This window comes from Streptomyces sp. NPDC005017 (genome assembly GCF_042873115.1).
In the GTDB taxonomy this organism is placed as follows: Bacteria; Actinomycetota; Actinomycetes; order Streptomycetales; family Streptomycetaceae; genus Streptomyces.
Genome location: NZ_JBIALD010000007.1, coordinates 22,951 through 49,603 on the forward strand (window position 1 = coordinate 22,951; position 26,653 = coordinate 49,603).

Here is a 26,653-nt window from a genome sequence, read left to right on the forward strand (position 1 = left end):
GGGCACGCGCCTCGCTAGAGGGCGAGCAGCTCCTTGGTCGTGATGGTGAGTAGCTCGGGTCCGCCGTCCGCCTCGGGGCGTACGACGAGCGTGTCATCGATCCGGACACCACCCCGGCCCGGGAGGTGAACCCCCGGTTCGACGGTGACCGGCACGCAAGCGTCCAGTTTACCCATTGCCGCGGGGGTCAACTGAGGGTCCTCGTCGATTTCGAGTCCGACCCCGTGACCGGTGAGCGGTGCGAGGCCCTCCGCATAGCCCGCGGAGTCCAGTACCTGACGTGCGGCGCGGTCAACGTCCCGGTACGTCGCGCCCGGCACGAGCGACTCCCGGCCGGCCCGCTGCGCCGCGAAGACGAGGTCGTACAACTCGATCTGCCAGTCCGCCGGCGTGGTCCCGATGACGAAGGTACGCCCGATCTCGCAGCGGTAGCCGCGGTAGTTCGCGCCGAGGCACACGGAGAGGAAGTCGCCCTCCTCCACCCGGCGGTCGGTGGGGCGGTGGGCGCGGCGTCCGGCGTTGGGGCCGGTGGCGACGGAGGTGGGGAAGGCCGGGCCGTCCGCGCCGTGGTCGACGAGCCGCCGCTCCAGCTCCAGCGCGAGGTGGCGCTCGGTGCGGCCGACCAGGATGGATTCGAGCAGCTCTCCCAGCGCCTGGTCGGCGATCTCGGCGCCGATGCGCAGACAGGAGATCTCCTCCTCGTCCTTGACCACCCGGAGCTGCTCGACGGCGCCGCCCACGTCACCGAGGCGCAGGGCCGGGGCGACGTCGCCCAGGGCCCGGTGCCGGGCCACCGTGAGGTGGTGCTCCTCGACCGCGAGGGAGTCCGCGCCCTGGGCCTGCGCGAGATCGGCGGCCGCGACGGCCGGATCACCGCCAGCGCGGGGCAGCGTGTGCTGACGCAGCGCCTCGTCGGCCCGGCCCTCGACGACCGGGTCGTCCGGGGGGCCGGTGCACACGAGGAGGTCCTCGTGCTTACCGAGAAGCAGTACGGCGCCCAGCGGGGCCGCGCCCGCGAGGTACCGCACATTGGCGGGGCGGGAGATCAGCGCCGCCGCGCTGCCGGCCGCGTTGCAGCGCTCTCGTAGCCGCGTTCGGCGGGATGCGTGCACCTCTGACATGAACCGAGCGTACGAGGGGTGGCCGGATGTCGCCGGTCGAGAAAGCCATCCGTGGCGCGAACGCCGCCATGGGCGCCCAGCCACAGGACCACGGAGCGAGGGCAAGCCGCCGACGGCGCCCAGCCGCAGAAGGAAGGGCCGGGCATCCCGGGAAACAGTCACCGGCGGTGCGTGGGCGGGGGAAGGCCTCGAAGCGGCGAAGTCACCACTTCGGCGGACTCGCCACCGCCCTGGCCAGCACCTCGTCCAGCACCCGCGCCGTCCCCGGGACATCCAGCTGGGAGTTGTCGATGATGGGCAGCCCCGACCCGTACCACCCGGCCATCCTGCCGTGGATACGGGCGACCTCCTCGTCGGACAGCCGCCGGTTCCCCGAGCGCTCCGCGTTCCGCTCCAGGACGATCTCCAGCCCCGGCAGCAGCACGACCGGAAGCAGCCCGGGCCCCACATGCCGCTTCCACCCGCCGAGCCCCACCACGGGCCGGTCGGGGAACACGGCGTCGTCGAGAATGCAGGAGATCCCGTTGGCGAGGAAGTTGCGCGCGGCGAAACCGCAGGTCCGGCGGGCGAGCCGGTACTGCGCCTCGGAGTGGTCGTTCCACCCGGACTGCGGGTCGGCGAACCCCGAGCGCACCCACTCGCGGACGTCGTCCAGGCTGATGTGGGCCGTCGGCACCCGGCGCCGGCCGGCCCAGTGCTTCGCGACGCTGGTCTTGCCGGCCCCCGCGGGCCCTATGAGCAGCACGGCCAGCGTGGTGGTCTGCGGGTCGGGCCCCATCGCGGCCGGGGGCGCGCTCGGCACCCCGACCGGCCCGCCGGGCGGCAGCGGGACATGCCCGGTGGAGTCGGCGGGCGGCCCCGGCGGCGGCGCGGTGAAGCCGTGCGCGGGCGGCGGTGGCGGGACCGGGTGGTGCTGACCCTGCTGCTGCGCGGCCGACGGCCAGCTCGCGGCCGGTCCGTGCCCCGGCTGGTGGGGCGGCGGCAGCGGAGACCCCACTGCGTGCTGCATCCGGTGCCACTCCGTCTCGTACAGGCAATGGGCGGTGGCGGCGGGGCGGACCCGCTCCCTACCGAACGGTACCGCCCCCGGCCGTCCTTTGGTGAACGGCGGGGGGCGGCCACAAGTGCCCGGCAGGGCGGGCGAATCGGGCGGAGCGGACTTACTGCCCCACTTCGCCGTACGCCGCGAGCAGTACGGCCGGATCGGGACCCTCCAGGACCGTCGGCTTGGCCAGACCGTCCAGGACGATGAAGCGCAGCAGGTCACCGCGGGACTTCTTGTCGACCTTCATGGCCTCCAGAAGCTTGGGCCACTGGTCGTACCGGTAGTGCAGGGGCAGGCCGACCGCCTCGAGGATGGCGCGGTGCCGGTCCGCCGTGGCGTCGTCCAGGCGGCCCGCCACGCGGCCCAGTTCGGCGGCGAAGTGCATGCCGACCGCGACCGCGGCACCGTGGCGCCACTTGTAGCGCTCGTTCTTCTCGATGGCGTGGCCGAGGGTGTGACCGTAGTTGAGGATCTCCCGCAGGCCCGACTCCTTCAGGTCCGCGGAGACCACCTCCGCCTTGACCCGGATCGAGCGCTCGATCAGCTCCGCGGTGTGCGGACCCGCGGGCGTACGGGCCGCCTCGGTGTCGGACTCGATGAGCTCCAGGATCACCGGGTCGGCGATGAAGCCGGCCTTGATGATCTCGGCGAGCCCGGAGACGTAGTCGTTGACCGGGAGGGAGTCCAGCGCGGCCAGGTCGCAGAGCACACCGGCCGGCGGGTGGAAGGCGCCGACCAGGTTCTTGCCCTCGGCCGTGTTGATGCCGGTCTTGCCGCCGACGGCCGCGTCGACCATGGCCAGGACCGTGGTGGGGACGGCGATCCAGCGCACGCCCCGCAGCCAGGTCGCGGCCACGAAGCCCGCGAGGTCCGTGGTCGCCCCGCCGCCGACGCCGACGACGACGTCGGTGCGGGTGAAGCCGGACTGGCCCAGCGCCTTCCAGCAGTAGGCCGCGACCTCGGCGGTCTTGGCCTCCTCGGCGTTGGGCACCTGGATCGCGACGGCCTCGTAGCCCTGCCCGGCCAGATCGGCGCGCAGCGCGTCACCGGTCTCGGCCAGCGCCTCGGGGTGGATGACCGCGACCCGCTTGGCCCTCGGGCCGATCAGACCGGCCAGCTCGCCCAGGAGCTGACGGCCCACCAGCACGTCGTACGGGTCGTTGCCGCCGACGTGGATCGTCGTCACCGTCTCGCTCATGCTTCCTTCAACTCCAGTGCGTCCAGGGCGGCCCGGGTGACCTCCTCGGGCGTACGGCCGTCGGTCGCGACGACCGCCGTGGCGACCTCCTCGTACAGGTGCCGCCGGGCCTCCATCAGTTCCCGCCACTGCTTGCGCGGGTTCACCGTGAGCAGCGGCCGGGCCACGTTCAGTCCGGTGCGCCGGACCGCCTCCTCGACGTCCATGGAGAGGTAGACGACGGGGCGGCCGGCCAGCAGCGCGCGGGTGTCCGCGTCGAGCACGGCGCCGCCGCCCAGCGCGAGGACGCCCCCGTGCTCGGCCAGGGCGTCGGCGACCGCCTGCTTCTCCAGGGCGCGGAAGGCGGGCTCGCCCTCCTCGACGAAGATGTCGGAGATCTCCCGGCCCTCGGCGGCGACGATGTCCGCGTCGGTGTCCCGGTAGGCCACGCCGAGCCGCTCGGCCAGCAGCTGCCCGACGGTGGACTTGCCCACGCCCATCGGGCCGACCAGGACGACCAGCGGTCCGCTCATCGGATGTGCAGGTTGTCGAGGTACGACGTCACGTTGCGCCGGGTCTCCACGACGCTGTCGCCGCCGAACTTCTCCGCCACCGCGTCGGCCAGCACCAGCGCGACCATCGCCTCCGCGACGATGCCGGCGGCCGGGACCGCGGAGACGTCGGAGCGCTGGTGGTGCGCCTGGGCGGCCTCGCCCGTGCTGACGTCCACCGTCTGGAGCGCGCGCGGCACGGTCGCGATGGGCTTCATCGCGGCACGCACCCGCAGCAGCTCGCCGGTGGACAGGCCGCCCTCGGTGCCGCCGGCCCGGCCGGAGGCCCGCTTGATGCCCTCGGGCGTGTTCACGATCTCGTCGTGGGCCTGGGAGCCGGGCACCCGCGCCAGTTCGAAGCCGTCACCGATCTCGACGCCCTTGATCGCCTGGATGCCCATCAGGGCGCCCGCCAGCCGGGCGTCCAGCTTGCGGTCCCAGTGCACATGCGAACCGAGGCCCACGGGAACGCCGTACGCCAGCACCTCGACGACACCGCCCAGGGTGTCGCCGTCCTTGTGGGCCTGGTCGACCTCGGCCACCATCGCCTTGGAGGCGTCGGCGTCGAGGCAGCGCAGCGGGTCGGCGTCCAGCCTCTCGACGTCGGCCGGGGTCGGGTACACGCCCTGCGGGGCCTTCACGGAGCACAGCTCCACGACGTGCGAGACGATCTCGATGCCGGCCGTCTCCTTCAGGTAGGAGCGGGCGACCGCGCCGAGCGCGACCCGGGCCGCGGTCTCACGGGCGGAGGCGCGCTCCAGGATCGGACGGGCCTCGTCGAAGCCGTACTTCTGCATCCCCGCGAGGTCGGCGTGGCCGGGGCGGGGACGGGTGAGCGGCGCGTTGCGGGCCATCTGGGCGAGCTCGGCCGGGTCCACCGGGTCGGCCGACATGACCTGCTCCCACTTGGGCCACTCGGTGTTGCCCACCATGACCGCGATGGGAGAACCGAGGCTGAGACCGTGCCGGACGCCACCGAGGAAGGTGACCTCGTCCTGCTCGAACTTCATCCGGGCACCGCGTCCGTAACCGAGCCGGCGCCGGGCCAGGTGGTCCGCCACCATCTCCGTGGTGATCGGCACGCCGGCCGGAAGGCCCTCCAGCGTCGCCACGAGTGCGGGGCCGTGCGACTCCCCCGCGGTCAGCCAGCGCAACCTGCTCAACGGTGCTCCTCAATGCTCGCGCCCCGGTCACTGCCTGCGTACGCGTCTCGGCGCGTACGGCGACGGCGAGACCAGGTGCGCGGCCCTGGGCCCGCCATCACCGATCCTCCCACGTCCGTGCCCCGGTCCCGGCCTTCGGTCCATCAGACGGACGGGACCTGACACAGAACCTGACAGGACTTCGTCAGACCGAGCCGTCCCGGCGCGGCTGAGCGGGCGCGTAGGCCCCGAGGAAGTCGGCCCCGCTGGGCTGCGCCGGAGCACCGGTCCCCTGGGCCTGAGCCTGGGTCTGCGCCTGCGGCGCGTACGGGCCCAGGAAGTCGGCGCCGCTCGGCTGAGCCGGAGCGGCCTGCGGCGCGTACGGGCCCAGATGGTCGGCCCCGCTGCCCTGCGACGGCGCCATGACAGGCACCCCGGAGCGCCGGGCCCGGCGCTGGTCGATCTTCCCCTTGAGCGAGACGCCCCACGCGATGACGACGATCAGCACGACCAGCGCCAGCACGGTGATCTGCACCCACTCGGGCATGAACTTCAGCAGCGCCTCGAAGATCTCGCTCTTCCCGGACGCGAGCTGCACACCGGAATCCATCAGATGCTGTCCCCCTTCCGGCCCCGCCCCCTGCGGGACCGACCGGATCTTAGCGCCGTTCGGTGAGCGCCCGCTCACCCGCCCTGCGCATGGCGTCCAGCGGCGCCGGGGCGCGGCCCGTCATCTGCTCGACCTGGAGGACGGCCTGGTGGACCAGTAGGTCCAGGCCGCTCACGACGGCGCCGCCGTACGCCGACCAGCGGGCGGCGAGCTGGGTGGGCCAGGGGTCGTAGAGCACGTCGAAGAGGGCGGCGGGGCGCTCGGGGAGGTGGGGGGCGAGGGCGTCGGTGGCACCGGCGGGGGTGGTCGCGACGACCAGGGGCGCGCGCAGCGCCTGCTCGGCGTCCGCCCAGTCGGCGATGCGTACCTCGACGTCCAGTCGCTCGGCCCACTGCCGCATCTCGGCGGCCCGGGCCTCGCTGCGGACGTAGACCGAGATCTCTCCGGTGCAGACGCGGGCGAGGGCGGCCAGCGCGGAGGAGGCGGTGGCGCCCGCGCCGAGGATCGCGGCCGCGTCGACCTTGTCGATGCCGTGCTCGCGCAGGGCGGCCACGATGCCGGGGATGTCGGTGTTGTCCCCGCGGCGGGTGCCGTCCGCGCCGAACACCACGGTGTTCACGGCGTCCACGGAGGCGGCGGTCTCGCTGACGGAGTCCAGCAGCGGCATGACCGCCCGCTTGAGCGGCATGGTCAGCGACAGCCCGGCCCACTCCGGGCCGAGCCCCTCGACGAAGCCGGGCAGCGCCGCCTCGTCCACCTCGAACCGGTCGTACGACCAGTGCGTGAGCCCCAGTTCCTCGTACGCGGCGCGGTGCAGCACCGGGGAGAGGGAGTGGTCGATCGGGGAGCCGAGCACGGCTGCCCTGCGAGGCGCGGCGGCGGTCATCAGCTGTTCCTGGAGGCGTTGAACTCTTCGACGAGCCTCTGGTGCTCGGCGTTCGTCTTGGTGAACTTACTGGTCTTGCCGTCGAGCGAGATGAAGTAGTACCAGCCGTCGTCCGTCGGCTTCAGCGCGCCCTTGAGCGCGTCCTCGCCCGGGTTGCTGATGGGTCCGGGCGGCAGGCCCCGGTAGTAGTACGTGTTGTACGGGTTGTCGTAGTTCCGCAGCTCTTCGAGCGTGAGGTCGATCTTGCTCTGGTTCTTGATGTAGTTGTACGTGGAGTCGAACTCCAGCTTCCCGTACGTCTGCGGGTTGCCGGACTTCCTGCGGTTGTAGACGACCTCGGCCATCTTGCGGAAGTCGTCGTGGCTGGTGCCCTCGGCCTGGACCAGGCTCGCGACGGTGATCAGCTGCCAGGGGTCCTCGAGTCCGAGGCTCTCGGCCTTCTTCTCGACGCCCATGTCCTCGTACGTCTCGGTGGCCCGGGCCACCATCTGTTTCAGGACGTCCTTGGGCTTCTGGCCCTTGGCGACCGCGTAGCTGGAGGGGTAGAGGAAACCTTCGAGCGGGTCCTTGACGTTCTCGTGGTTCTGCGCCCACTCGGGCAGGCCGAGGCTCGCCCAGTCCTCCTTGGCGATCTTGGCCGTGGTGCCCTTGTCGAGCTCCAGGCGCGTGTCGATGACCTCGTAGACCTTGGCGTTGCGCCAGCCCTCGGCGATGATCAGGTTGCTGCGGCTCTCGTCACTGAGCATCAGTTCGACAGCGCTTTCGGCCGACATCTCCTGCTGGAGCGTGTAGACGCCGTCCTGGATGCTCTTGCCGTCGGGGTTCTGCTGCTGGGCGGCGACGAAGGCGTCGACGCTCTTGACCACACCGGCCCGCTTCAGCTCCTGACCGATGACGGCGCCCGTCGCGCCCTTGGGGATGGTGACGGTGACCTGCTCGCCGTTGCCGCCGCCCGCGAAGTCCGGGGCCGAGCCGAAACGATCCTGGTAGAACTGGTAGCCGAAGTAGCCGACGCCGGCGACGCCGCCGGCGAAGACCAGGGCGACGACCAGGCAGGCGCAGCCGCTGCGGCTCTTCTTGTTCCTGGCGCCCTTGCCACCCTTGGCGTCTTTGCCACCGCGGCCCCGGCGGTCTCCGCGGCCGCGCCGGTCGCCCGGGTCGTCGTCGAAGTCGTCCTCGTCGTCGTTCCCACCCGCGAAGAAGTCGCTCTCGCCCTGGTCGGGGCCCGGATCCCACTCGGGCTCGGGCTCGGGTTCGGGACGGCGGCGGGAGGGCGGCTCGGGCGGCGGGTACGCGTCGGGGGTCTGGTAGAAGTCGGGCCGCTGGTCACCGTAGGCCTGGGCCTGCTGCCCGTAGGGGTCGACGGGGTCACCCGGATAGGGGGCCTGCGGGTGGCTGCCCGTGCCCCAGCCGCTGTTGTCGTACTGCTGCTGGGGCTGCTGACCGTAGTGCTGGGGGTACTGCTGCTGGGGCCGGCCGTAGGGGTCGACCGGGTTGCCCCACTGGTCGTACTGCTGCTGCGGGTGCTGCTGCTGGCCGCCGTAGGCAGACTGATGACCCTGCTGGGCCTGCTGTCCTTCCCATCCGCCGTCCCCGTACAACGGGTCCTGCGGATGCCACGGTTCGGAGCCTTGGCCCCGGCCATACTCAGTCATCGATCCCCTAGAGCCGCGAGGTGGAGCCGATGGGCCGTGGGGAGCCCGGTTCCGTTCCGCCTCTTCTTGTGCGGTGGCTGTTCGAACGCCGCCACATCGCGCGGAACGTTACCGTATCGCGATCAGATGACCACTTCGACGCCCTCGCCCGGAGCTTTACCTGACACCCGTTCGGATTCCAGCGCCTGCTGGAGGATGATCACGGCGGCTGCCTGGTCGATGACGGAACGGCCCTTCTTGGACTTCACGCCCGAGGCGCGCAGCCCCTGACTGGCTGTGACGGTTGTCATCCGCTCGTCCACGAGCCTCACCGGAATCGGCGCGATCATGCGTGCGAATTCCTGGGCGAAGCCGCGGACCTTCAGGGCGGCGGGGCCCTCGCCCCCCTTGAGGGAGCGAGGGAGACCGACGACGACCTCGATCGGCTCGTACTCCTCGGCCAGTTGCCTCAGCCGGCGCTGCGCCGCGGGGATGTCCCGGCCGGGGACGGTCTCCACCGGGGTGGCGAGGATCCCGTCGGGGTCGCACGAGGCGACCCCGATACGGGCGTCCCCGACGTCGATGGCGAGCCGACGTCCTCTGCGCATTACTTGGCCGTCTCCGCGACCAGGCGCTCGACGGCGTCCACGGCCTCGCCGACGGCGGCCGGGTTCTGGCCGCCGCCCTGGGCGACGTCCGGCTTGCCGCCACCGCCGCCGCCGAGGGTCTTGGCGGCGGTACGCACCAGCTCACCGGCCTTCAGACCGCGCTCACGGGCGGCCTCGTTGGTGGCGATGACGGTCAGCGGCTTGCCGTTGCTGACGGTGAACAGGGCCACCACCACAGCCCGGCCGCCCTGGATGCGGCCACGCACGTCCAGGACCAGCTTGCGCAGGTCGTCCGGCGTGGTGCCGTCCGGGACCTGACCGGTGACCAGGGCGACGCCGTGGACGTCCTTGGCGGAACCGGCGAGACCCGCGGCGGCCTGGAGCACCTTCTCCGCGCGGAACTTCTCGATCTCCTTCTCGGCGTCCTTCAGCTTGCCGAGCATCGCGGAGACCTTCTCCGGCAGCTCCTCCGGACGGCCCTTGATCAGCTCCTGGAGCTGGGCGACGACCGTGTGCTCACGGGCGAGGAAGTTGTAGGCGTCCACGCCGACGAGGGCCTCGATACGGCGGACACCGGAGCCGATCGACGACTCGCCGAGCAGCTTGACCAGGCCGAGCTGGCTGGTGTTGTGGACGTGGGTGCCGCCGCACAGCTCCTTGGAGAAGTCGCCGATGGTGACCACGCGGACGCGCTCGCCGTACTTCTCGCCGAACTCGGCGATGGCGCCCTGCTTCCTGGCCTCGTCGATGCCCATGACCTCGGCGTGCACGTCCAGGTCGCGGGCGAGCACCTCGTTGATCTTCTGCTCGACGTCGGTCATCACGGCCGTGGGAACGGCGGACGGCGAACCGAAGTCGAAGCGGAAACGGCCGGGCTGGTTCTCCGAACCGGCCTGGGCGGCCGTCGGGCCGAGGGCGTCGCGCAGGGCCTGGTGGGTGAGGTGGGTCGCCGAGTGGGCACGGGCGATGGCCGTACGGCGACGGGAGTCGATGGAGGCGTGGGCCTTGGCACCGACGGTGACCTCGCCGAACTGGACGACGCCCTTGTGGACGTACACCCCGGGCACCGGCTTCTGGCAGTCGCGGATCTCGATGACGGCACCGGAGTCGACCTTGATCCGGCCGGTGTCACCGATCTGGCCGCCGCCCTCGGCGTAGAACGGGGTGCGGTCCAGGACGATCTCGACCTCGTCGCCCTCGGTGGCGGCCGGGGAGGAGGCCCCGTCGACGAGGATGCCGACGATCGTCGACTCGCCCTCGGTGTCGCCGTAGCCGATGAACTCGGTCTCGCCGACCTTGTCGGCGATCTCCCGGTACGCACCGGTGCCGGCGTGGCCGGTCTTCTTGGCCTGGGCGTCGGCCTTGGCGCGCTCCCGCTGCTCCTTCATCAGGCGACGGAAGCCGTCCTCGTCCACGGACAGCCCCTGCTCGGCGGCCATCTCCAGGGTGAGGTCGATCGGGAAGCCCCAGGTGTCGTGGAGCAGGAAGGCCTTGTCACCGGCGAGGACCGCGCTGCCGGCGGCCTTGGTCTCGGTGACGGCGGTGTCGAGGATGTTGGTGCCGGCCTTCAGCGTCTTGAGGAAGGCGTTCTCCTCCGCGAGGGCGACCTTCTCGATGCGCTCGCGGTCGGTGATCAGCTCCGGGTACTGCTGGCCCATCATGCCGATCACGGTGTCGATCAGGTCCTTGACGACCGGACCGGTGGCGCCGAGCAGCCGCATGTTGCGGATGGCGCGGCGCATGATGCGGCGCAGCACGTAGCCACGGCCCTCGTTGCCCGGGGTGACGCCGTCGCCGATGAGCATCGTGGCGGTGCGCATGTGGTCGGTGACCACGCGCAGGGACACGTCCGAGGCGTGGGCGGCGCCGTAGCGGACACCGGTCAGCTCGGTGGCCTTGCCGATGACGGCCATGGAGGTGTCGATCTCGTACATGTTCTGCACGCCCTGCAGAATCATGGCGAGGCGTTCCAGGCCGAGGCCCGTGTCGATGTTCTTGCTGGGCAGCTCGCCGAGGATCTCGAAGTTGTCCTTGCCGATGCCCTCGCCGCGCTCGTACTGCATGAAGACGAGGTTCCAGATCTCCACGTACCGCTCGTCGTTGACGGCGGGGCCGCCCTCGACGCCGAACTCGGGGCCGCGGTCGTAGTTGATCTCGGAACAGGGGCCGCACGGGCCGGGCACGCCCATGGACCAGTAGTTGTCCTTCATGCCCAGACGCTGGATGCGCTCCTTGGGCACCCCGACGACCTCGTGCCAGATGCGCTCGGCCTCGTCGTCGTCCTTGTAGACGGTGATCCAGAGCTTCTCCGGCTCCAGGCCGTAACCGCCCTTGTCCTGGGGGCTGGTGAGCAGCTCCCAGGCGTACTTGATGGCGCCTTCCTTGAAGTAGTCGCCGAAGGAGAAGTTGCCGCACATCTGGAAGAACGTGCCGTGCCGGGTGGTCTTGCCGACCTCTTCGATGTCCGGTGTGCGCACGCACTTCTGCACGCTGGTGGCACGGTCGAACGGGGGCTTGACCTCACCCAGGAAGTAGGGCTTGAAGGGCACCATGCCGGCGGGGACCAGGAGCAGAGTCGGGTCGTCCGCGATGAGCGACGCCGAAGGGACGACGGTGTGCCCGCGCTCCTCGAAGAAGCTCAGCCAGCGGCGGCGGATCTCAGCCGACTCCATCAGTGGTCCTCATTCCGGTTGTTCGTGCTGTTCCGGTACACCGTGGACTCGATGTACTTCGGGTTGCTGCGGTTCTCGATGGCGGAGTGCCGCCGGGGCGCGGGAAGTCCGGGGCGCTCGTCGATGCCGAGTGCCTCCTCGAGCTCGGCCTCCCGCTGGGCCATGTTGTCGCGGACGTCCAGGGCGAAGCCCACCGCACGGTCCTTCAGTCGCTGACCGGTCTCGATCGCCTTGTTGGTGGCGGTGACGGCGAGATGCTCGGGGGTCAGCTGCTTGAGCTTGCGGTTGACCTTGGTGGTGGCCCACACACCGGCGGCGACGCCCGTGGTGAACCAGAAGCTGCGGCGGAACATCGGTCGGTGTCAGCTCCTCTTCCTGCGGGTTTCTCGCTTTTCCCGCCGGGTGCCCCCGACCGTACGGCCCACGATCACGGTACGCCGGGGCGCCTGCGCGGGCACTTCGTCACCCCGGCCGCCCAGGGCCCGGCGCACGCCGTACCCGAACGCGGCGATCTTGACCAGGGGGCCGCCGAAGGTGGAGGCGACGGTCGTGGAGAGCGCGGAGGCGTTCGACGTGACCTCCTGGACGTCGGAGGCGATCGCGTCCACCCGGTCGATCTGGGTCTGCGCGGAACGCACCGCCGCCGAGGCGTCGGCCAGCAGCGGTACGGCCTGGTCCGTCACGTCCGCGACCAACTTGGTGGTCGCCCTGAGCGTCTGGGCCAGCCTCGCGAGTGCCACCGCGAGGAAGGACACCAGGATCGCCCAGAAGACGGCCACCAGGATCCCGGCCACCTCTCCACCGGACACCTTGCGCACCCGCTCCCTGAAACGTGCTCTGAACTTCGGAACCCTGAAAAAGCAGTGCACCGAGCCTATCGCGCCATGGATGGCGCACCGTACCGGATTAGAGCCCGGGCCGAAGCGGAATACCGCTGCGCGATTGTACGGAGTGATTACGGTTCAGTACGCTCCGTGTCCTATGCGAGGGGAACAGGGCGCCGGGGAGCCGGGCCGGGGCAATCTGCCCGCGGAGCTGGACGCGTTCGTGGGCCGCACGGCCGAGCTGGGCGGGCTGGCGGCCGCGCTGGACGCCTCCCGTCTGGTGACCGTGACCGGGGGCGGCGGGGTCGGCAAGTCACGGCTCGCCGCCCACGCGGCCGCGCGGCGCCGCCTCCCGCACGGGGTGTGGCGGGTGGAGCTGGCCGCGTTACGCGACCCGGACTTCATCGCGTACACGCTGATGGAGGCCCTCCGGCTGACCGACCAGACCACCCGGCAGCCACGCGAGACCCTGCTGGAACAGCTCGCGGGACGCGAACTCCTGCTGGTCCTCGACGGGTTCGAGCATCTGGTGGAGTCCTCCGCCGAACTCGTGGGCGAACTGCTGCGGCGACTGCCGGGACTGAGGGTGCTGGCCGTCGGACGCCGCCCGCTCGCCCTGGCCGGCGAACGGCTGTTCCCGCTCACCCCGCTGGGCACGGACGACGCGGTGGAACTGCTGGTGGAACGCGCCGCCGCCCAAGGGCTCGGCCTGAGCGCCACGGACCGGCGGGTACGCGAACTGTGCCGGCGCCTGGACGGCATCCCCCTCGCCGTCGAACTGGCCGCGGGCCGGCTGCGCGCCCTCTCCCCCGCCCAGATGCTGGACCGGCTCGACGACCGGTTCCGGCTGCTCACCGGCGGCGGCCGCGACGCCCTGCCCCGCCACCAGACGCTGCGCACCGCGATCGGCTGGAGCCACGAGCTGTGCACCCCCGAGGAGCGGCTGCTGTGGTCGCGGCTGTCGGTGTTCGCCGGACAGTTCGACCTGGAGGCCGTGGAGTACGTGTGCAGCGGCGACGGACTGCCCGCCGCCGACGCCCTCGACGTGCTCGGCGCGCTGCTCTCCCAGTCCGTGGTGGCCCGCGAGGACACCCCGGCGGGGCCGCGCTACCGCATGCTCGACACCGTGCGCGCCTACGGCACCGCATGGCTGGAGGCGACGGGCGACGCCGAGCGGCTGCGGCGCAGACACCGCGACTGGTACCTGGGCTTCGCCACCCTGTGCGAACTCGACTGGTTCTCGCCCCGGCAGGACGAGGTCGCCGCCCGCGTCGAGGCGGAACTGCCGAATCTGCGGCTCGCCCTGGAGCACAGCCTCTCCGACCCGGACGAGGCACATCTGGGCCAGTACCTGGCGGGCGCGCTCTGGTTCTGCTGGGTCGGCTGCGGCCGGCTGCCAGAGGGCCGGCGCTGGCTGGAGCGCAGCGTCCAACTGCCCTCCCCCGAGGAGCCCGCCCAGGAGCAGTCCCGGCTCAAGGCCCTGTGGGTGCTCGGCTATGTCGCCGTGCTCCAGGGCGACGCGGTGGCCGCGCTGGCGGCACTGCACGAGTGCCGGGAGGAGGCCGAACGGCTCGGCAGCGCGACGGCGGCGGCCTACGCCGAGCACCGCACCGGCTGTCTGGCCCTGGTCACCGACGACACGGCCCGCGCGGAGACGCTGCTGCGCTCGGCGCTGGAGCGCTACCAGGAGATCGGCGAGCTCAACAGCAACGTACTGATGGGCCAGGTGGAGCTGGCCATGACCCTCGCCTTCCGGGGCGACCTGTCCGGCGCGGTGCGGCTGAGCGAGGACGTGCGCAGGGTGTGCGAGGACCACGGGGAGCGCTGGGCCCGTTCCTACGCGCTGTTCGTGCTGGCGTACGCGGCCTGGGGCGACGGCGATCCGGGGCGCGCGAGGTCGCTGCTCACGGACTGCCTGGCCGCCGCGGACGGCTTCAACGACCTGCTCTGCTCGGTGCTGGTGGTGGAACTGCTGGCGCTGGTGACCGTGGCCGAGGGCGACCCGGCCGAGGCGGCGGTGCTCCAGGGCGCGGCGGCGGGGATGTGGCCCTCGGTCGGGCTGCCGCTGTTCGGCTCGGCCCACTACAACCGGCCGCACGAGCTGTGCGAGGCCGCGGCCCGCGAGGAACTGGGCGACACCCGCTACGAGGAGTGCGTGCGGCTCGGCGGGCGGCTCGGCCGGCGCGCGGCGGTGGCACGGGCCCTCGGCCGCTCCGGTCCCCGCCCGCCCGAGGCACCTGAGGAGACGGGGAGCGCCGGGCCGGTACGGCGGACCCGGGGCGCCGCGGACACGCGGAAGCCCGCCGCCTCCCCCACCCGTAGGGGCGGGGAGGCGACGGGCTGAGTACCGCGAGTGGTGGTACCGCGCCTGCTGGGATCAGCGGGCGTAGTACTCGACGACGAGCTGCTCGTCGCAGATCACCGGGATCTCCTTGCGGTTCGGCTCACGGTCCAGGCGGAACGCCAGGGCCTTGAGGTTCACCTGGAGGTAGCGCGGGGTCTCACCCTCGGGGGCGAAGCCGCCCTCACGGGCGATGGAGAAGAGGGTCTTCTCACGGCTGCGCTCGCGGACCATCACGACGTCGTCGGGACGGACGCGGAAGGACGGCTTGTCGACCTTCTGGCCGTTGACCTCGATGTGGCCGTGGACGACCATCTGGCGGGCCTGGTAGATCGTGCGGGCGATGCCCGAACGCAGGACCAGCGCGTCGAGACGGCGCTCGAGCTCGATGATCAGGGCCTCACCGGTCTTGCCCTGGACCTTGGAGGCACGCTCGTAGGCGCGGACGAGCTGACGCTCGGACACGTCGTACTGCGCGCGCAGACGCTGCTTCTCGAGCAGACGGACCTTGTAGTCCGAGTTCTGCTTGCGGCCGCGGCCGTGCTCACCCGGCGGGTAGGGACGGGCCTCGAAGTACTTGACGGCCTTGGGGGTCAGCGCGATGCCGAGGGCACGCGACTTCTTGACCTTGGGGCGGGACTGGTTCGCCACTGTTTCTCATTTCCTAGTTCGGCTCGTCAGAGTTGTGGGAGGTCGCATCCGCAGCCGGGGAAACCCGCCGGTCCGTTGCCGGGCCTGGTGGGCAGCCGCTCCCCTGGTCTGGGCACATACGTGCAGCACGCGAGTGGCCCACCGGCCGCTCCCGGGACTCCGGGTGGTGGTGGGCTGCCCGCGACACCGATCGACGGTGCGCGACGCTCCTGGAACCCCTGAGGGGTTCCGGCCGGTCGTCCCGCTCTGACTGCGCGGGACTCGGCACTTCGGAGCAGTCTACAGGCTGGTCACGACCGCCTGCGACCGAGGTGCTGACGGGTCCACTCCACCGCGTCCGCGTACCGGGCCTCGCCGCCGTGTCTGGTCGGGGTGTAGTACTCGCGGTCCTTCAGGGCGTCCGGCGCGTACTGCTGGCCCGCGATGCCCTCGGGCAGGTCGTGCGGGTACACATACCCCTGCGCGTGGCCCAGCTTCGCCGCGCCCTTGTAGTGCCCGTCGCGCAGATGCGCCGGCACGGGACCGGCCAGTCCCTTGCGTACGTCGTCCAGGGCGGCGCCGATCGCGGTCGTCGCGGCGTTGGACTTCGGCGCGAGGGCGAGTGCGATCGTGGCGTGGCTGAGGGTGAGGGCGGCTTCGGGGAAGCCGATCATCGCGACGGCCTGGGCGGCCGCCACGGCTATGGGCAGTGCGTTCGGGTCGGCCAGGCCGATGTCCTCGCTGGCGGAGATCATCAGGCGGCGGGCGATGAAGCGGGGGTCCTCGCCGGCCTCGATCATCCGGGCCAGATAGTGCAGGGCGGCGTCGACGTCGGAGCCGCGGATCGACTTGATCAGGGCGCTGGCCACGTCGTAGTGCTGGTCGCCGTCGCGGTCGTACTTCACGGCCGCGCGGTCGACGGTCTCCTCCAGGGTGGTGAGGGAGATTTCCCCCTCGCCCTTGTCCAGGGCGGCCCCGGCGGCGGCCTCCAGGGCGGTCAGGGCCCGGCGCGCGTCGCCCCCGGCGATGCGCAGCAGATGGTCGGCGGCCTCGTCGGGAAGGCCGACCGTGTCCCTGAGACCGCGCTCGTCGGTCAGGGCGCGCTTGAGCAGGTCCCGGACGTCGTCGTCGGTGAGGGGTTCCAGGGTGAGCAGCAGGGAGCGGGACAGCAGGGGCGAGATCACCGAGAAGTACGGGTTCTCGGTGGTCGCCGCGATCAGGGTCACCCAGCGGTTCTCCACGGCCGGGAGGAGGGAGTCCTGCTGGGCCTTGCTGAAGCGGTGGATCTCGTCGAGGAAGAGGACGGTCTCCTTGCCGTAGCCACCGGTGGCGCGGCGGGCGCCGTCGATGACCGCGCGGACCTCCTTGACGCCCGCGGTGATCGCGGAGAGCTCCACGAAGCGCTTGTCGGTGGCCTTGGAGACGACGTAGGCGAGGGTGGTCTTGCCGGTGCCGGGCGGGCCCCAGAGGATCACCGAGGAGGGTCCTGCCGGTCCCCCGGCGCCCTCGCCGACGAGTCTGCGCAAGGGGGAGCCCGGCTTGAGCAGGTGCTGCTGGCCCACGACCTCGTCGAGGCCGCGCGGGCGCATACGGACCGCCAGGGGACTGCTCGTCGGGTCCTTCTCCTGGCGTTCTTCGGCTGCGGCGGTGAACAGATCGGGCTCCACGGGAGAAACCCTAAATCACCGCACTGACAATCCCCTCCGGGCTGTCAGCTGGTCCAGAAGTCCCACCAGCGGGTCAGGATCAGCATGCCGATGATGCCGATGTGCAGCACGGGCATGACCCAGGTGAACTCGCCGAAGAAGCTCTTGAGCCAGTTCGGGGCGGGCAGGAAGCCGTTGCGGATGTTGAACGAGGTCACGTACCAGAACATGAGGATCGTGGCGACCCAGGCCAGGCAGCACCACAGGCACAGGGCGTTGATCCGGTACAGCGACTGGAACATCAGCCAGGCGCAGAAGCCGACGCCGAAGAGGGTTCCGGCGTTGAAGGTGAGCCAGTACCAGCGCGGGAAACGGGCGCGGGCCAGCAGGCTGACGCCGACGCCGATCACGATGCCGTAGGCGACGAGGCCGAGCATCGGGTTGGGGAAGCCGAAGACGGAGGCCTGGTCGCTCTCCATCACGCTGCCGCAGGAGACCACCGGGTTGAGACTGCACCCGGGCGTGAAGGTCTTGCCCTCGGCCTTCGCCTCCAGCAGCTTGAACTTGTCGATCGTGATGACCCAGGCGGCCAGCAGGCCCAGCGCGCCCGTGATCACGAGCAGCAGGGCGAAGGCGCGGCTGCCGCCGGCCGTGCGTGGCTCCACGACGGCGGACCGGGGCTCGGGCTCCGTCGAGACGTCCTGGAGTGTCGTCTTGCTCATCACGCCGATTCCGTCACTGGAGAGGTGGAACATCTTCGGGCAGGGTCATTGTGCCGCACTCGCCTGTGTGCGCACCGTTCGCTCCGCATAAGGAAGTACGTCCGTTCAGCCGGGAGCGTTCGGCTCTGGACTGGTGTCCGGACACCCGGCGCACCTCGCGGGTGCGTGTCCGGACAGGCATGCGAAAGGGCGCCCGGTGCCGTCCGGCCCCGGGCGCCCTTCTCACGTCACGCGCGCGTGCTCAGCCGAGCCGCGCCGCGAGTTCGGCGACGATCTCGTTCACGCCGACCGCCGACTGCTCGCCGGACTCCATGTCCTTGAGCTGGACGACGCCCTCGGCGAGGTCGCGCTCACCGGCCACGACCGTGTAGCGGGCGCCCGAGCGGTTGGCGTTCTTCATGGCGCCTTTCAGGCCCTTGGCGCCGTAGGAGAAGTCCGCCGCGATCCCGGCCCTGCGCAGCTCGGTGACCTTGGCGAACAGCACCCGGCGGGCCTCCTCGCCGAGCGGGACGGCGAACACGCTGGTGGATGCGGGCAGTTCGAGCTCGACGCCCTCGGCCTCCAGTGCGAGGACCGTGCGGTCGACGCCGAGGGCCCAGCCGACGGAGGGCAGCGCGGGGCCGCCGATCATCTCGGACAGACCGTCGTAGCGGCCGCCGCCGCCCACCGCGGACTGGGAGCCCAGGCCGTCGTGGACGAACTCGAAGGTCGTACGGGTGTAGTAGTCCAGGCCGCGCACCAGCTTGGCGTCGTCCTCGAAGGCGACCCCGGCGGCCGTGATCAGCTCGCGGACCTCCTCGTGGTAGGCCTTGCAGGCGTCGCACAGGTAGTCGCGCAGCAGGGGCGCGTCGGTGAGCTGCTTCTGGACGTCCGGGCGCTTGTCGTCGAGGACGCGCAGCGGGTTGATGTCCGCGCGGCGCAGGGTGTCCTCGTCGAGGTCGAGACCGCGCAGGAAGTCCTGGAGGGCGGCCCGGTAGACGGGACGGCACTCCTTGTCGCCGAGGCTGTTGAGCAGGATGCGGAAGTTGCTGAGGCCCAGCGAGCGGTACGCCTGGTCGGCCAGGATGATCAGCTCGGCGTCCAGGGCCGGGTCCTCGGCTCCGATCGCCTCGGCGCCGACCTGGGAGAAGTGGCGGTAACGGCCCTTCTGGGGGCGCTCGTAGCGGTAGTACGAGCCGGAGTACCAGAGCTTGACCGGGAGGTTGCCCGCCTTGTGCAGGCTGGCCTCCAGGGCGGCGCGCAGCACGGACGCGGTGCCCTCGGGACGCAGGGCGAGCCGGTCGCCGCCCTTGGTCTCGAAGGCGTACATCTCCTTGGTGACGATGTCGGTGGACTCGCCGACACCGCGCGCGAACAGCTCGACGTTCTCGAAGCCGGGCGTCTCGATGTAGCCGTAGCCGGAGTTGCGCAGGGGGGCGGCGATGGCCTCGCGGACGGCGAGGTACTTGGCGCTGTCCGGCGGGATCAGGTCGTACGTGCCCTTGGGGGCCTTGAAGGTGCTCACGGAAAGTCTCTCGTCACATTCCTCGTCGGGGAGCCTCGGTCGCTCCCTGGCCGGCCGCCACCTGCCGCAGATACGGGTTGGTGGCGCGCTCCCGGCCGATGGTCGTCTGGGGGCCGTGGCCGGACAGCACCACGGTCGAGTCCTCGAGCGGCAGGCACACGCGGGCCAGCGAGTCGAGCATCTCGGCCATGTCACCGCCGGGCAGGTCGGTGCGTCCGATGGAGCCGGCGAACAGCAGATCGCCCGAGAACAGGATCGGCGGGATGTCCGCCGCCTCGGGCATGCCGAAGGTCACCGACCCCTTGGTATGGCCGGGCGCGTGCGCCACGGTCAGCTCCATGCCGGCCAGCTCCAGCCTGGCGCCGTCGGTGAGCTCCTTGACGTCGTCCGGCTCCCCCACGGTCAACTCGCCCATCAGCGGCATGCCGATGGAGCGGCCGAGCGCCTTCTCCGGGTCGCTCATCATGTACCGGTCCTCGGGGTGGATCCAGGCCGGTACGTCGTGCGCTCCGCAGACCGGGACGACCGAGGCCACATGGTCGATGTGGCCGTGGGTGAGGACGACGGCGACGGGCTTGAGCCGATGCTTCTTCAGTGCTTCCTCGACTCCGGGGGCCGCCTGATGGCCCGGGTCGATGATCACGCACTCCTCACCGGCGGCGGGGGCGACGAGGTAGCAGTTCGTCCCCCAGGCCCCGGCGGGGAACCCGGCAATGAGCACGATCGTCCTTCGTTGTGTCGGTTCGGGTGGCTTGCGATTGGGCTACGCCTGAGGTCAGAGACTACCGGCGCTGCCGATTCCTCAGCGAACCCATATACGGTACGGGGCAACACAGACGGACGTACGAGGAGACAACCCCGTGGTCACCCAGGAACAGCGGCGGCGCCAGCTCGCCCGGGAGAAGTTCTTGCGGCAGCAGCAGCGGCGCACCGACGCACGGCGCAAGGCGAAGGTCCGCAACGCGGTCGTCGCATCGGTGCTCGGCGTGGTCCTGGTGGGCAGCCTCGCGCTGTACACGACCGGGGTGCTGAAGGACGACAAGGACGACAAGGCCAACGCGAGCGCGAGCGCGGAGCCGACGCCGAGCGCGCCGAAGGACCCCTGCGAGAAGCCCGCCGAGGGCGCGGTCAAGACGCAGACGTGGAAGAAGGAGCCGGCGGTCGCCGTCGACAAGTCGGCGAAGTACACGATGAAGCTCGCCACGACGTGCGGTGACATAGACATCGCGCTGAACGCGTCGGCGGCCCCGCACACCGTGAACTCGTTCGACTTCCTGGCCGGCAAGGGCTACTTCGACCACACCAAGTGCCACCGGCTCACCACCAACGGCATCTTCGTGCTCCAGTGCGGCGACCCGACGGGCAGCGGCAGCGGCGGTCCGGGCTACACCATCCCGGACGAGAACCTGAAGGACAAGAGCCTCAAGGGCGGGGTCTACCCGGCGGGCACGGTTGCGATGGCGAACACCGGGCAGGCGCACAGCGGCGGAAGCCAGTTCTTCCTCGTCTACCAGGACAGCCAGCTGCCGCCCAGCTACACCCCGTTCGGTACCGTTTCCGAGTCGGGCATGACGGTGCTGAAGAAGATCGCCGCGGCGGGCGAGAACACGGGCGCCGGGGACGGCGCACCGAACGCGACCGTGGTGATCGACAAGGCGACGGTCGCCAGATCCTGACCGCCAACTGCGGAACTTCGGTCGCGCGGGATGCGGACAGGCGCCCCGCCGGTCGCCTATGTTGGCCGTGACGAAACTGTGGACGATGCCCGGGGGCTCGAGGCCCCTCGCAGGCATCATGTGGAGGAGGCGCTGTGAGCAGCGACCCGTGGGGCCGCGTCGACGAGACGGGGACCGTGTACGTGCGTACGGCCGAGGGCGAGCAGGTCGTCGGTTCCTGGCAGGCCGGCACTCCTGAGGAGGCGCTGGCCTACTTCGAGCGCAAGTACGAGGGCTTGGTTGTCGAGATCGGCCTCCTCGAGAAGCGGGTGAAGACCACCGACCTGTCGGCGAAGGACGCCCAGACCGCCATCGACCATTTGCGCGAGCAGGTGGAGGCGCACCACGCGGTCGGCGATCTGGACGCGCTGCGGGTCCGGCTGGACAAGCTCGGGGGCACGGTCGAGTCGCGTCGCGAGGAGCGCAAGGCGCAGCGGGCCAAGCAGACGGACGAGGCCCGCCACGCCAAGGAGGCGCTGGTCGTCGAGGCCGAGGAGCTGGCGCAGTCCGACCAGTGGCGGGCGGCCGGAGAGCGGCTGCGCGCGCTGGTGGACACCTGGAAGGGGCTGCCGCGTCTCGACCGCAAGTCGGACGACGAGCTGTGGCACCGCTTCTCGCACGCGCGCTCCGCGTTCTCCAAGCGGCGCAAGGGGCACTTCGCGCAGCTGGACGCGCAGCGCGAGGAGGCCCGCCGGACCAAGGAGCGGCTGGTCGCGGAGGCCGAGGCCCTGTCGAACTCCACGGACTGGGGTCCGACGGCCGCGCGGTACCGCGATCTGATGACCGAGTGGAAGGCGGCTGGCCGGGCGCAGCGCGAGCACGAGGACGACCTGTGGAACCGCTTCCGCGGCGCCCAGGACGTGTTCTTCGCGGCGCGGGGCTCGGTGTTCGCCGAGCGGGACGCGGAGCAGTCGGAGAACCTCAAGCTCAAGGAGGAGCTGGCCGAGGAGGCCGAGAAGATCCTCCCCGTGACGGACCTGAAGGCGGCGCGTGCCGCGTTCCGGTCGGTCAACGAGCGCTGGGAGGCCATCGGTCATGTCCCGCGTGACGCCCGGCCGAAGGTCGAGGGCCGGATGCACGCGGTCGAGCGGGCGATCCAGGAGGCCGAGGAGGCCGAGTGGCGCCGGACGAACCCGGAGGCACGCGCGCGTGCCGCGGGTCTGACCGGGCAGCTCCAGGCCGCCGTGGACAAGCTGCGCGGTCAGATCGACCAGGCGCGTGCCCAGGGCAACAACGCCAAGGCCGACAAGCTGGAGCGTGAGCTGGAGGGCCGCCAGGCGCTGCTGGACCAGGCTCTGAAGGGTCTTCAGGAGTTCGGCGGCTGACGCCGCCCTCCGGATGGACCACGTGGAAGGGGCTCCCCGCGGGGAGCCCCTTTCCCGTGCCGTGGAGGCGTTGCCGTGGAGGCGTTACGACCGGCTGCGGGCCGAGGTCACCCGGTAGACGTCGTAGACGCCCTCCACGCCGCGTACCGCCTTCAGGACGTGGCCGAGGTGCTTGGGGTCGCCCATCTCGAAGGTGAAGCGGGAGGTGGCCACCCGGTCGCGGGACGTCTGGACGGCCGCGGAGAGGATGTTGACGTGCTGGTCGGAGAGAACCCGGGTGACGTCCGACAGCAGCCGGGACCGGTCCAGGGCCTCGACCTGGATGGCGACCAGGAACACCGAGGACTGCGTCGGCGCCCACTCCACCTCGAGGATGCGCTCGGGCTCGCGGGACAGTGACTCCACGTTGACGCAGTCGGTGCGGTGAACCGATACGCCACTACCGCGGGTGACGAAGCCGATGATCGGGTCGCCGGGCACGGGCGTACAGCAGCGGGCCAGCTTGACCCACACGTCGTCGACGCCCTTGACGACCACGCCTGGGTCGGCGCTGGAGCGGCGCTTGCGGCTGCGCCCGCGGGCGGGCGGCACGCTCTCGTCGATCTCCTCGGTGGCCGCCTCCTCCCCGCCGAAGGCCTGGACGAGCTTCTGCACGATGTGCTGCGCGGAGACGTGGCCCTCGCCGATCGCCGCGTACAGCGCGGAGATGTCCGAGTAGCGCATCTCGTGCGCGAGGGTGACGAGGGAGTCGCCGGTGAGGATGCGCTGGATCGGCAGGTTCTGCTTGCGCATCGCGCGGACGATGGCGTCCTTGCCATGCTCGATGGCCTCGTCGCGGCGCTCCTTGGAGAACCAGGCGCGGATCTTGTTGCGCGCCCGGGGCGACTTGACGAAGCCCAGCCAGTCGCGGGAGGGGCCGGCGCCCGCGGCCTTGGAGGTGAAGACCTCCACCAGGTCGCCGTTGTCCAGGGTGGACTCCAGCGGGACCAGGCGGCCGTTGACCCGTGCTCCTATCGTGCGGTGGCCGACCTCGGTGTGGACGGCGTAGGCGAAGTCGACCGGGGTGGCGCCCGCGGGGAGCGCTATGACGTCGCCCTTGGGGGTGAAGACGAAGACCTCGTTGCGGGAGAGGTCGAAGCGCAGGGACTCCAGGAACTCGCCCGGGTCCTCGGTCTCCTTCTGCCAGTCCAGCAGCTGCCGCAGCCACGCCATGTCGTTGATGGCGTCCTTGTCCTTGCCGGACGACTTGGGCGCGTCGGTGCGGACCTTGGAGGCGCCCGCGACGGCCTCCTGCTTGTACTTCCAGTGCGCGGCGATGCCGTACTCGGCGCGGCGGTGCATGTCGAACGTGCGGATCTGGAGCTCGACGGGCTTGCCGTTGGGGCCGATGACCGTCGTGTGCAGCGACTGGTACATGTTGAACTTCGGCATCGCGATGTAGTCCTTGAACCGGCCGGGGACCGGGTTCCAGCGCGCGTGCACGGTGCCGAGGGCCGCGTAGCAGTCGCGGACGGTGTCCACGAGGACGCGGATGCCGACCAGGTCGTAGATCTCCGCGAAGTCACGGCCGCGGACGATCATCTTCTGGTAGACGCTGTAGTAGTGCTTGGGCCGGCCGGTGACGGTGGCCTTGATGCGGGCCGCGCGCAGGTCCTGCTGGACCTCGTCGGTCACTATGGCCAGGTACTCGTCACGCTTGGGTGCCCTTTCGGCCACCAGCCGGACGATCTCGTCGTACATCTTGGGGTAGAGGATCGCGAACGCGAGGTCCTCCAGCTCCCATTTGATGGTGTTCATGCCCAGGCGGTGGGCGAGGGGCGCGTAGATCTCCAGGGTCTCGCGCGCCTTCTTCTCCTGCTTCTCGCGCTTGAGGTAGCGCATGGTGCGCATGTTGTGCAGGCGGTCGGCGAGCTTGATGACCAGTACGCGGGGGTCCTTGGCCATCGCCACGACCATCTTGCGCACGGTCTCGGCCTGTGCGGCCTCGCCGAACTTGACCTTGTCCAGCTTGGTGACGCCGTCGACGAGCAGGGTGACGACGTCGCCGAAGTCGCGGCGCAGGTCCTCCAGGCCGTACTCGGTGTCCTCGACGGTGTCGTGCAGCAGGCCCGCCATGAGGGTGGCCGGATCCATGCCCAGCTCGGCGAGGATCGTGGTCACGGCGAGCGGGTGCGTGATGTACGGGTCGCCGCTCTTGCGCTTCTGGCCCCGGTGCCAGCGCTCGGCGACCTGATACGCCTTCTCGATCTGGCGCAGCGTCGACGTCTCGATCTTGGGGTCGTTGCTGCGGACTATCCGCAGCAGCGGTTCCAGGACCGGGTTGTAGGGGTTGGCGCGCTGGACGCCGAGCCGGGCGAGGCGGGCGCGGACCCGGTTGGAGGAGCCGGAGCGGGCCTGCGGCTGGGCGGCCGCGGGGCGGATCGGGGGCGTGGGCGCGGGGCGCTCGGCGGGAACCGGTTTGGGGCGCGCTGCCTCGGCCGGCCGTTCGACCGGCGCGGACTGGGCGTGCTCGACCGTCCCGCCGTTGTCGTCCTTCGCGTGCGACGCGGGCGGGGCCGCGGGCTCCGAGGCGCGCTCGGGCTTGGCGGCGGTCAGGTGCTGGGCCTCGTCTGGCAAGAGGGCTCCTCGTGCGCTTTCCGGGTCCCCCGGTCAGGCTCCGGAGCCCCCATGGTAGCGATGCTGGGCCGCAGGATCGCCTTCAGGCCCGGCGGTCGCCTGTACACCGACAAACAGCGAGGGCGGGCTCCGGATTCCTCCGGGCCCGCCGTATCCCTGTGTGACCTGCTGTTTCGTAAGGGAACGGGCGCCCGCGGCCGAAGCCGCGGACGCCCGTGCACCGATACTGCGCAGTTCCGCTCAGATGGTGAGCAGCGCCTCCAGGGGCGCCCCGGCGAGGGCCGTCTCCAGTCGGGTGCGGCCCGCGAGGAAACCGAGCTCCATCAGTACGGCGACCCCGGCGACCTCGGCGCCCGCGCGCTGGATCAGCTGGATCGACGCCTCCGCCGTCCCCCCGGTGGCCAGGACGTCGTCGACGACCAGGACCCGGTCGACGGCCGACAGGTCCTCGGCGTGCACCTCGATCTCGGCCGAGCCGTACTCCAGGTCGTACGCCTGGCTGAGGGTCGCTCCGGGGAGCTTGCCCGCCTTGCGCACGGGGATGAAGCCGACGCCCGCGCGTACGGCGACCGGGGCACCGAGGATGAAGCCGCGGGCCTCCAGGCCGACGACCTTGGTGGCCCCGGTGCGCCGGGCGATCTCCGCGAACGCGTCGGTCAGCGCCGTGAAGGCCGCCGGGTCCGCGAGCAGCGGGGTGATGTCCTTGAACATCACGCCCGGCTCCGGGTAGTCGGCCACCTCACGGATACGGCTGAGGAGCAGCTCCCGGATCTCGGTCATCGGCGCTTCCCGGAGGGACGGCCCCGGGTGCCGCGGCCGCGGGCGGCCTGGGCACGCGGGCCGACGACCGCGGGGGCGGCCTCGTCCTCGTCCTCGTACGCCCCCTCGGCGGTGGCGGGCAACGGGTCGCCCTGTTCGCCCTGGGCGCGCTTGGCGAGGACGCGCTTGCGCAGCGCCTTCATCTGCGGCTCGAGCTCCTTGAGGTCGGCGACGAGCGGCGTGGCGATGAAGATCGAGGAGTACGCACCGGCGGCGAGGCCGACGAACAGCGACAGCGAGATGTCGTTGAGCGTGCCCGCCCCGAGGACACCGCCACCGATGAACAGCAGGCCCGCGACCGGCAGCAGCGCGACCACCGTGGTGTTGATGGAACGCACCAGGGTGCCGTTGATCGACTGGTTGGCGATGTCGCTGTAGGTGAAGCGGGTCTGCTTGGTGATGTCCTTCGTCTGCTCCTTGAGGCTGTCGAAGACGACGACCGTGTCGTAGAGCGAGTAACCGAGGATCGTGAGCAGACCGATCACCGTGCCCGGCGTGACCTCGAAGCCCACCAGGGCGTAGATGCCGACGGTGATGGTGATGTCGTGGATCAGGGCGATGAGCGCGGCGATGGCCATACGCCATTCGAACGCGATCGCCAGATAGATCACGACGAGGACCATGAAGATCGCCAGGCCCTGCCAGGCCTTGTTGGCGATCTGGTCGCCCCAGCTCGGGCCGACGAGGTCGGCGGCGATCTTCTCGCTGTCGACCTTGAAGTCCTCCGCCAGCTTGTCCTTGATCTGGTCGGACTGCTGGGTGTCCATGCCGGCGATCTGGATGCGCAGGGTGCCGTTGCCGAGCTTCTGCACGACCGCCGTGTGGCCGGACGCCTCCTCGGCGAAGTCCTCGGCCTCGGCGACCGAGACGCTGGTCTTCGGAGTGGTGAAGACGGCGCCGCCCTGGAAGTCGATGCCCATGTTCAGGCCGCGCACCGTCAGGCCGAGGATGGCCGTGATGGTGATCAGGATCGAGATGCCGTACCACAGCTTGCGGTGGCCGATGAAGTCGTAGCTGACCTCACCGCGGTGCAGTCGGGCGCCGAGGTTGCCGAGCTTCGACATC

General features: G+C 70.9%; 23 protein-coding genes. 3 read left to right on the forward strand and 20 right to left on the reverse strand.

The features are described from left to right. Positions 1-14: 14 nt before the first annotated feature. From ACFYR0_RS12525 to ACFYR0_RS12580, 12 genes are all read right to left on the reverse strand, one after another. Positions 15-1,121, reverse strand: coding sequence for an aminopeptidase P family protein (locus ACFYR0_RS12525; protein WP_389325528.1), 1,107 nt, complete (start codon positions 1,119-1,121; stop codon positions 15-17). A 202-nt stretch (positions 1,122-1,323) separates the two neighbouring features. Next, positions 1,324-2,130 (reverse strand): Pro-rich N-terminal domain-containing protein, encoded by an 807-nt coding sequence (locus ACFYR0_RS12530; protein ID WP_389325531.1) that lies wholly within the window; start codon positions 2,128-2,130, stop codon positions 1,324-1,326. Between the two features lie 151 nt (positions 2,131-2,281). Next, a complete protein-coding gene (aroB, locus tag ACFYR0_RS12535; RefSeq protein WP_389325534.1) occupies positions 2,282-3,364 on the reverse strand; it encodes a 3-dehydroquinate synthase in 1,083 nt (360 codons plus the stop codon). Further along, positions 3,361-3,876 (reverse strand): shikimate kinase, encoded by a 516-nt coding sequence (locus ACFYR0_RS12540; RefSeq protein WP_389325537.1) that lies wholly within the window; start codon positions 3,874-3,876, stop codon positions 3,361-3,363. Before ACFYR0_RS12540 ends, aroB begins: the two co-directional genes overlap by 4 nt. Beyond that, positions 3,873-5,057 carry a chorismate synthase gene (aroC, locus tag ACFYR0_RS12545; protein ID WP_389325540.1) on the reverse strand — a complete coding sequence of 395 codons (1,185 nt, stop codon included), beginning with the start codon at positions 5,055-5,057 and terminating at the stop codon, positions 3,873-3,875. Before aroC ends, ACFYR0_RS12540 begins: the two co-directional genes overlap by 4 nt. Before the next feature lie 184 nt (positions 5,058-5,241). Further along, complete coding sequence (locus tag ACFYR0_RS12550) at positions 5,242-5,646, reverse strand: hypothetical protein (RefSeq protein WP_389325543.1); 405 nt, start codon at positions 5,644-5,646, stop codon at positions 5,242-5,244. A gap of 49 nt (positions 5,647-5,695) precedes the next feature. Next, positions 5,696-6,532 (reverse strand): shikimate dehydrogenase, encoded by an 837-nt coding sequence (locus ACFYR0_RS12555; protein ID WP_389325546.1) that lies wholly within the window; start codon positions 6,530-6,532, stop codon positions 5,696-5,698. Beyond that, a complete protein-coding gene (gene mltG / locus ACFYR0_RS12560; protein WP_389325549.1) occupies positions 6,532-8,187 on the reverse strand; it encodes an endolytic transglycosylase MltG in 1,656 nt (551 codons plus the stop codon). The genes ACFYR0_RS12555 and mltG overlap by 1 nt, the downstream gene beginning before the upstream one ends. Positions 8,188-8,309: 122 nt before the next feature. Then, positions 8,310-8,774: a Holliday junction resolvase RuvX gene (gene ruvX / locus ACFYR0_RS12565; RefSeq protein ID WP_389325552.1), complete on the reverse strand. Its 465-nt coding sequence runs from the start codon at positions 8,772-8,774 to the stop codon at positions 8,310-8,312. Then, a complete protein-coding gene (gene alaS / locus ACFYR0_RS12570) occupies positions 8,774-11,446 on the reverse strand; it encodes an alanine--tRNA ligase (RefSeq protein ID WP_389325555.1) in 2,673 nt (890 codons plus the stop codon). Before alaS ends, ruvX begins: the two co-directional genes overlap by 1 nt. Further along, positions 11,446-11,799, reverse strand: coding sequence for a hypothetical protein (locus ACFYR0_RS12575; protein WP_389325558.1), 354 nt, complete (start codon positions 11,797-11,799; stop codon positions 11,446-11,448). Before ACFYR0_RS12575 ends, alaS begins: the two co-directional genes overlap by 1 nt. A 9-nt stretch (positions 11,800-11,808) precedes the next feature. Continuing rightward, positions 11,809-12,264: a DUF948 domain-containing protein gene (locus tag ACFYR0_RS12580; protein WP_389325562.1), complete on the reverse strand. Its 456-nt coding sequence runs from the start codon at positions 12,262-12,264 to the stop codon at positions 11,809-11,811. A 163-nt stretch (positions 12,265-12,427) separates the two neighbouring features. Here ACFYR0_RS12580 and ACFYR0_RS12585 point away from each other — a divergent pair, with 163 nt between their 5' ends. Next, positions 12,428-14,614 (forward strand): ATP-binding protein, encoded by a 2,187-nt coding sequence (locus ACFYR0_RS12585; protein ID WP_389325566.1) that lies wholly within the window; start codon positions 12,428-12,430, stop codon positions 14,612-14,614. Between the two features lie 33 nt (positions 14,615-14,647). On the opposite strand, the gene rpsD is transcribed toward ACFYR0_RS12585, so the two are convergent. The 5 genes from rpsD to ACFYR0_RS12610 form a co-directional block, all read right to left on the reverse strand. After that, positions 14,648-15,262, reverse strand: coding sequence for a 30S ribosomal protein S4 (gene rpsD, locus ACFYR0_RS12590; RefSeq protein ID WP_015661793.1), 615 nt, complete (start codon positions 15,260-15,262; stop codon positions 14,648-14,650). A gap of 290 nt (positions 15,263-15,552) precedes the next feature. Then, positions 15,553-16,908, reverse strand: a complete 1,356-nt coding sequence (locus ACFYR0_RS12595) for a replication-associated recombination protein A (RefSeq protein ID WP_389325570.1) — start codon at positions 16,906-16,908, stop codon at positions 15,553-15,555. Between the two features lie 44 nt (positions 16,909-16,952). Beyond that, a complete protein-coding gene (locus tag ACFYR0_RS12600) occupies positions 16,953-17,609 on the reverse strand; it encodes a vitamin K epoxide reductase family protein (protein ID WP_389325573.1) in 657 nt (218 codons plus the stop codon). Between the two features lie 241 nt (positions 17,610-17,850). Then, the gene (gene hisS, locus ACFYR0_RS12605; protein WP_389325576.1) at positions 17,851-19,113 is read right to left on the reverse strand and encodes a histidine--tRNA ligase; all 1,263 of its coding nucleotides are present in this window, start codon (positions 19,111-19,113) and stop codon (positions 17,851-17,853) included. A gap of 13 nt (positions 19,114-19,126) precedes the next feature. Next, positions 19,127-19,834, reverse strand: coding sequence for an MBL fold metallo-hydrolase (locus ACFYR0_RS12610; protein ID WP_386377220.1), 708 nt, complete (start codon positions 19,832-19,834; stop codon positions 19,127-19,129). A gap of 139 nt (positions 19,835-19,973) precedes the next feature. Here ACFYR0_RS12610 and ACFYR0_RS12615 point away from each other — a divergent pair, with 139 nt between their 5' ends. Both ACFYR0_RS12615 and ACFYR0_RS12620 read left to right on the forward strand, forming a co-directional pair. Further along, positions 19,974-20,789, forward strand: coding sequence for a peptidylprolyl isomerase (locus tag ACFYR0_RS12615; protein ID WP_389325579.1), 816 nt, complete (start codon positions 19,974-19,976; stop codon positions 20,787-20,789). 134 nt (positions 20,790-20,923) lie between these two features. Beyond that, positions 20,924-22,153, forward strand: a complete 1,230-nt coding sequence (locus tag ACFYR0_RS12620) for a DUF349 domain-containing protein (RefSeq protein ID WP_386377218.1) — start codon at positions 20,924-20,926, stop codon at positions 22,151-22,153. Positions 22,154-22,237: 84 nt separating this feature from the next. On the opposite strand, the gene ACFYR0_RS12625 is transcribed toward ACFYR0_RS12620, so the two are convergent. The 3 genes from ACFYR0_RS12625 to secF all read right to left on the reverse strand — a co-directional run bounded on the left by ACFYR0_RS12625 (position 22,238) and on the right by secF (position 26,652). Further along, positions 22,238-24,769, reverse strand: a complete 2,532-nt coding sequence (locus ACFYR0_RS12625) for a RelA/SpoT family protein (RefSeq protein ID WP_389325583.1) — start codon at positions 24,767-24,769, stop codon at positions 22,238-22,240. A 240-nt stretch (positions 24,770-25,009) separates the two neighbouring features. Further along, entirely contained in the window at positions 25,010-25,549 is a 540-nt protein-coding gene (locus ACFYR0_RS12630; protein WP_389325586.1) for an adenine phosphoribosyltransferase, read from the reverse strand. Further along, positions 25,546-26,652 (reverse strand): protein translocase subunit SecF, encoded by a 1,107-nt coding sequence (gene secF, locus ACFYR0_RS12635; protein WP_389325589.1) that lies wholly within the window; start codon positions 26,650-26,652, stop codon positions 25,546-25,548. The genes ACFYR0_RS12630 and secF overlap by 4 nt, the downstream gene beginning before the upstream one ends. Between the last annotated feature and the right edge of the window lies 1 nt (position 26,653).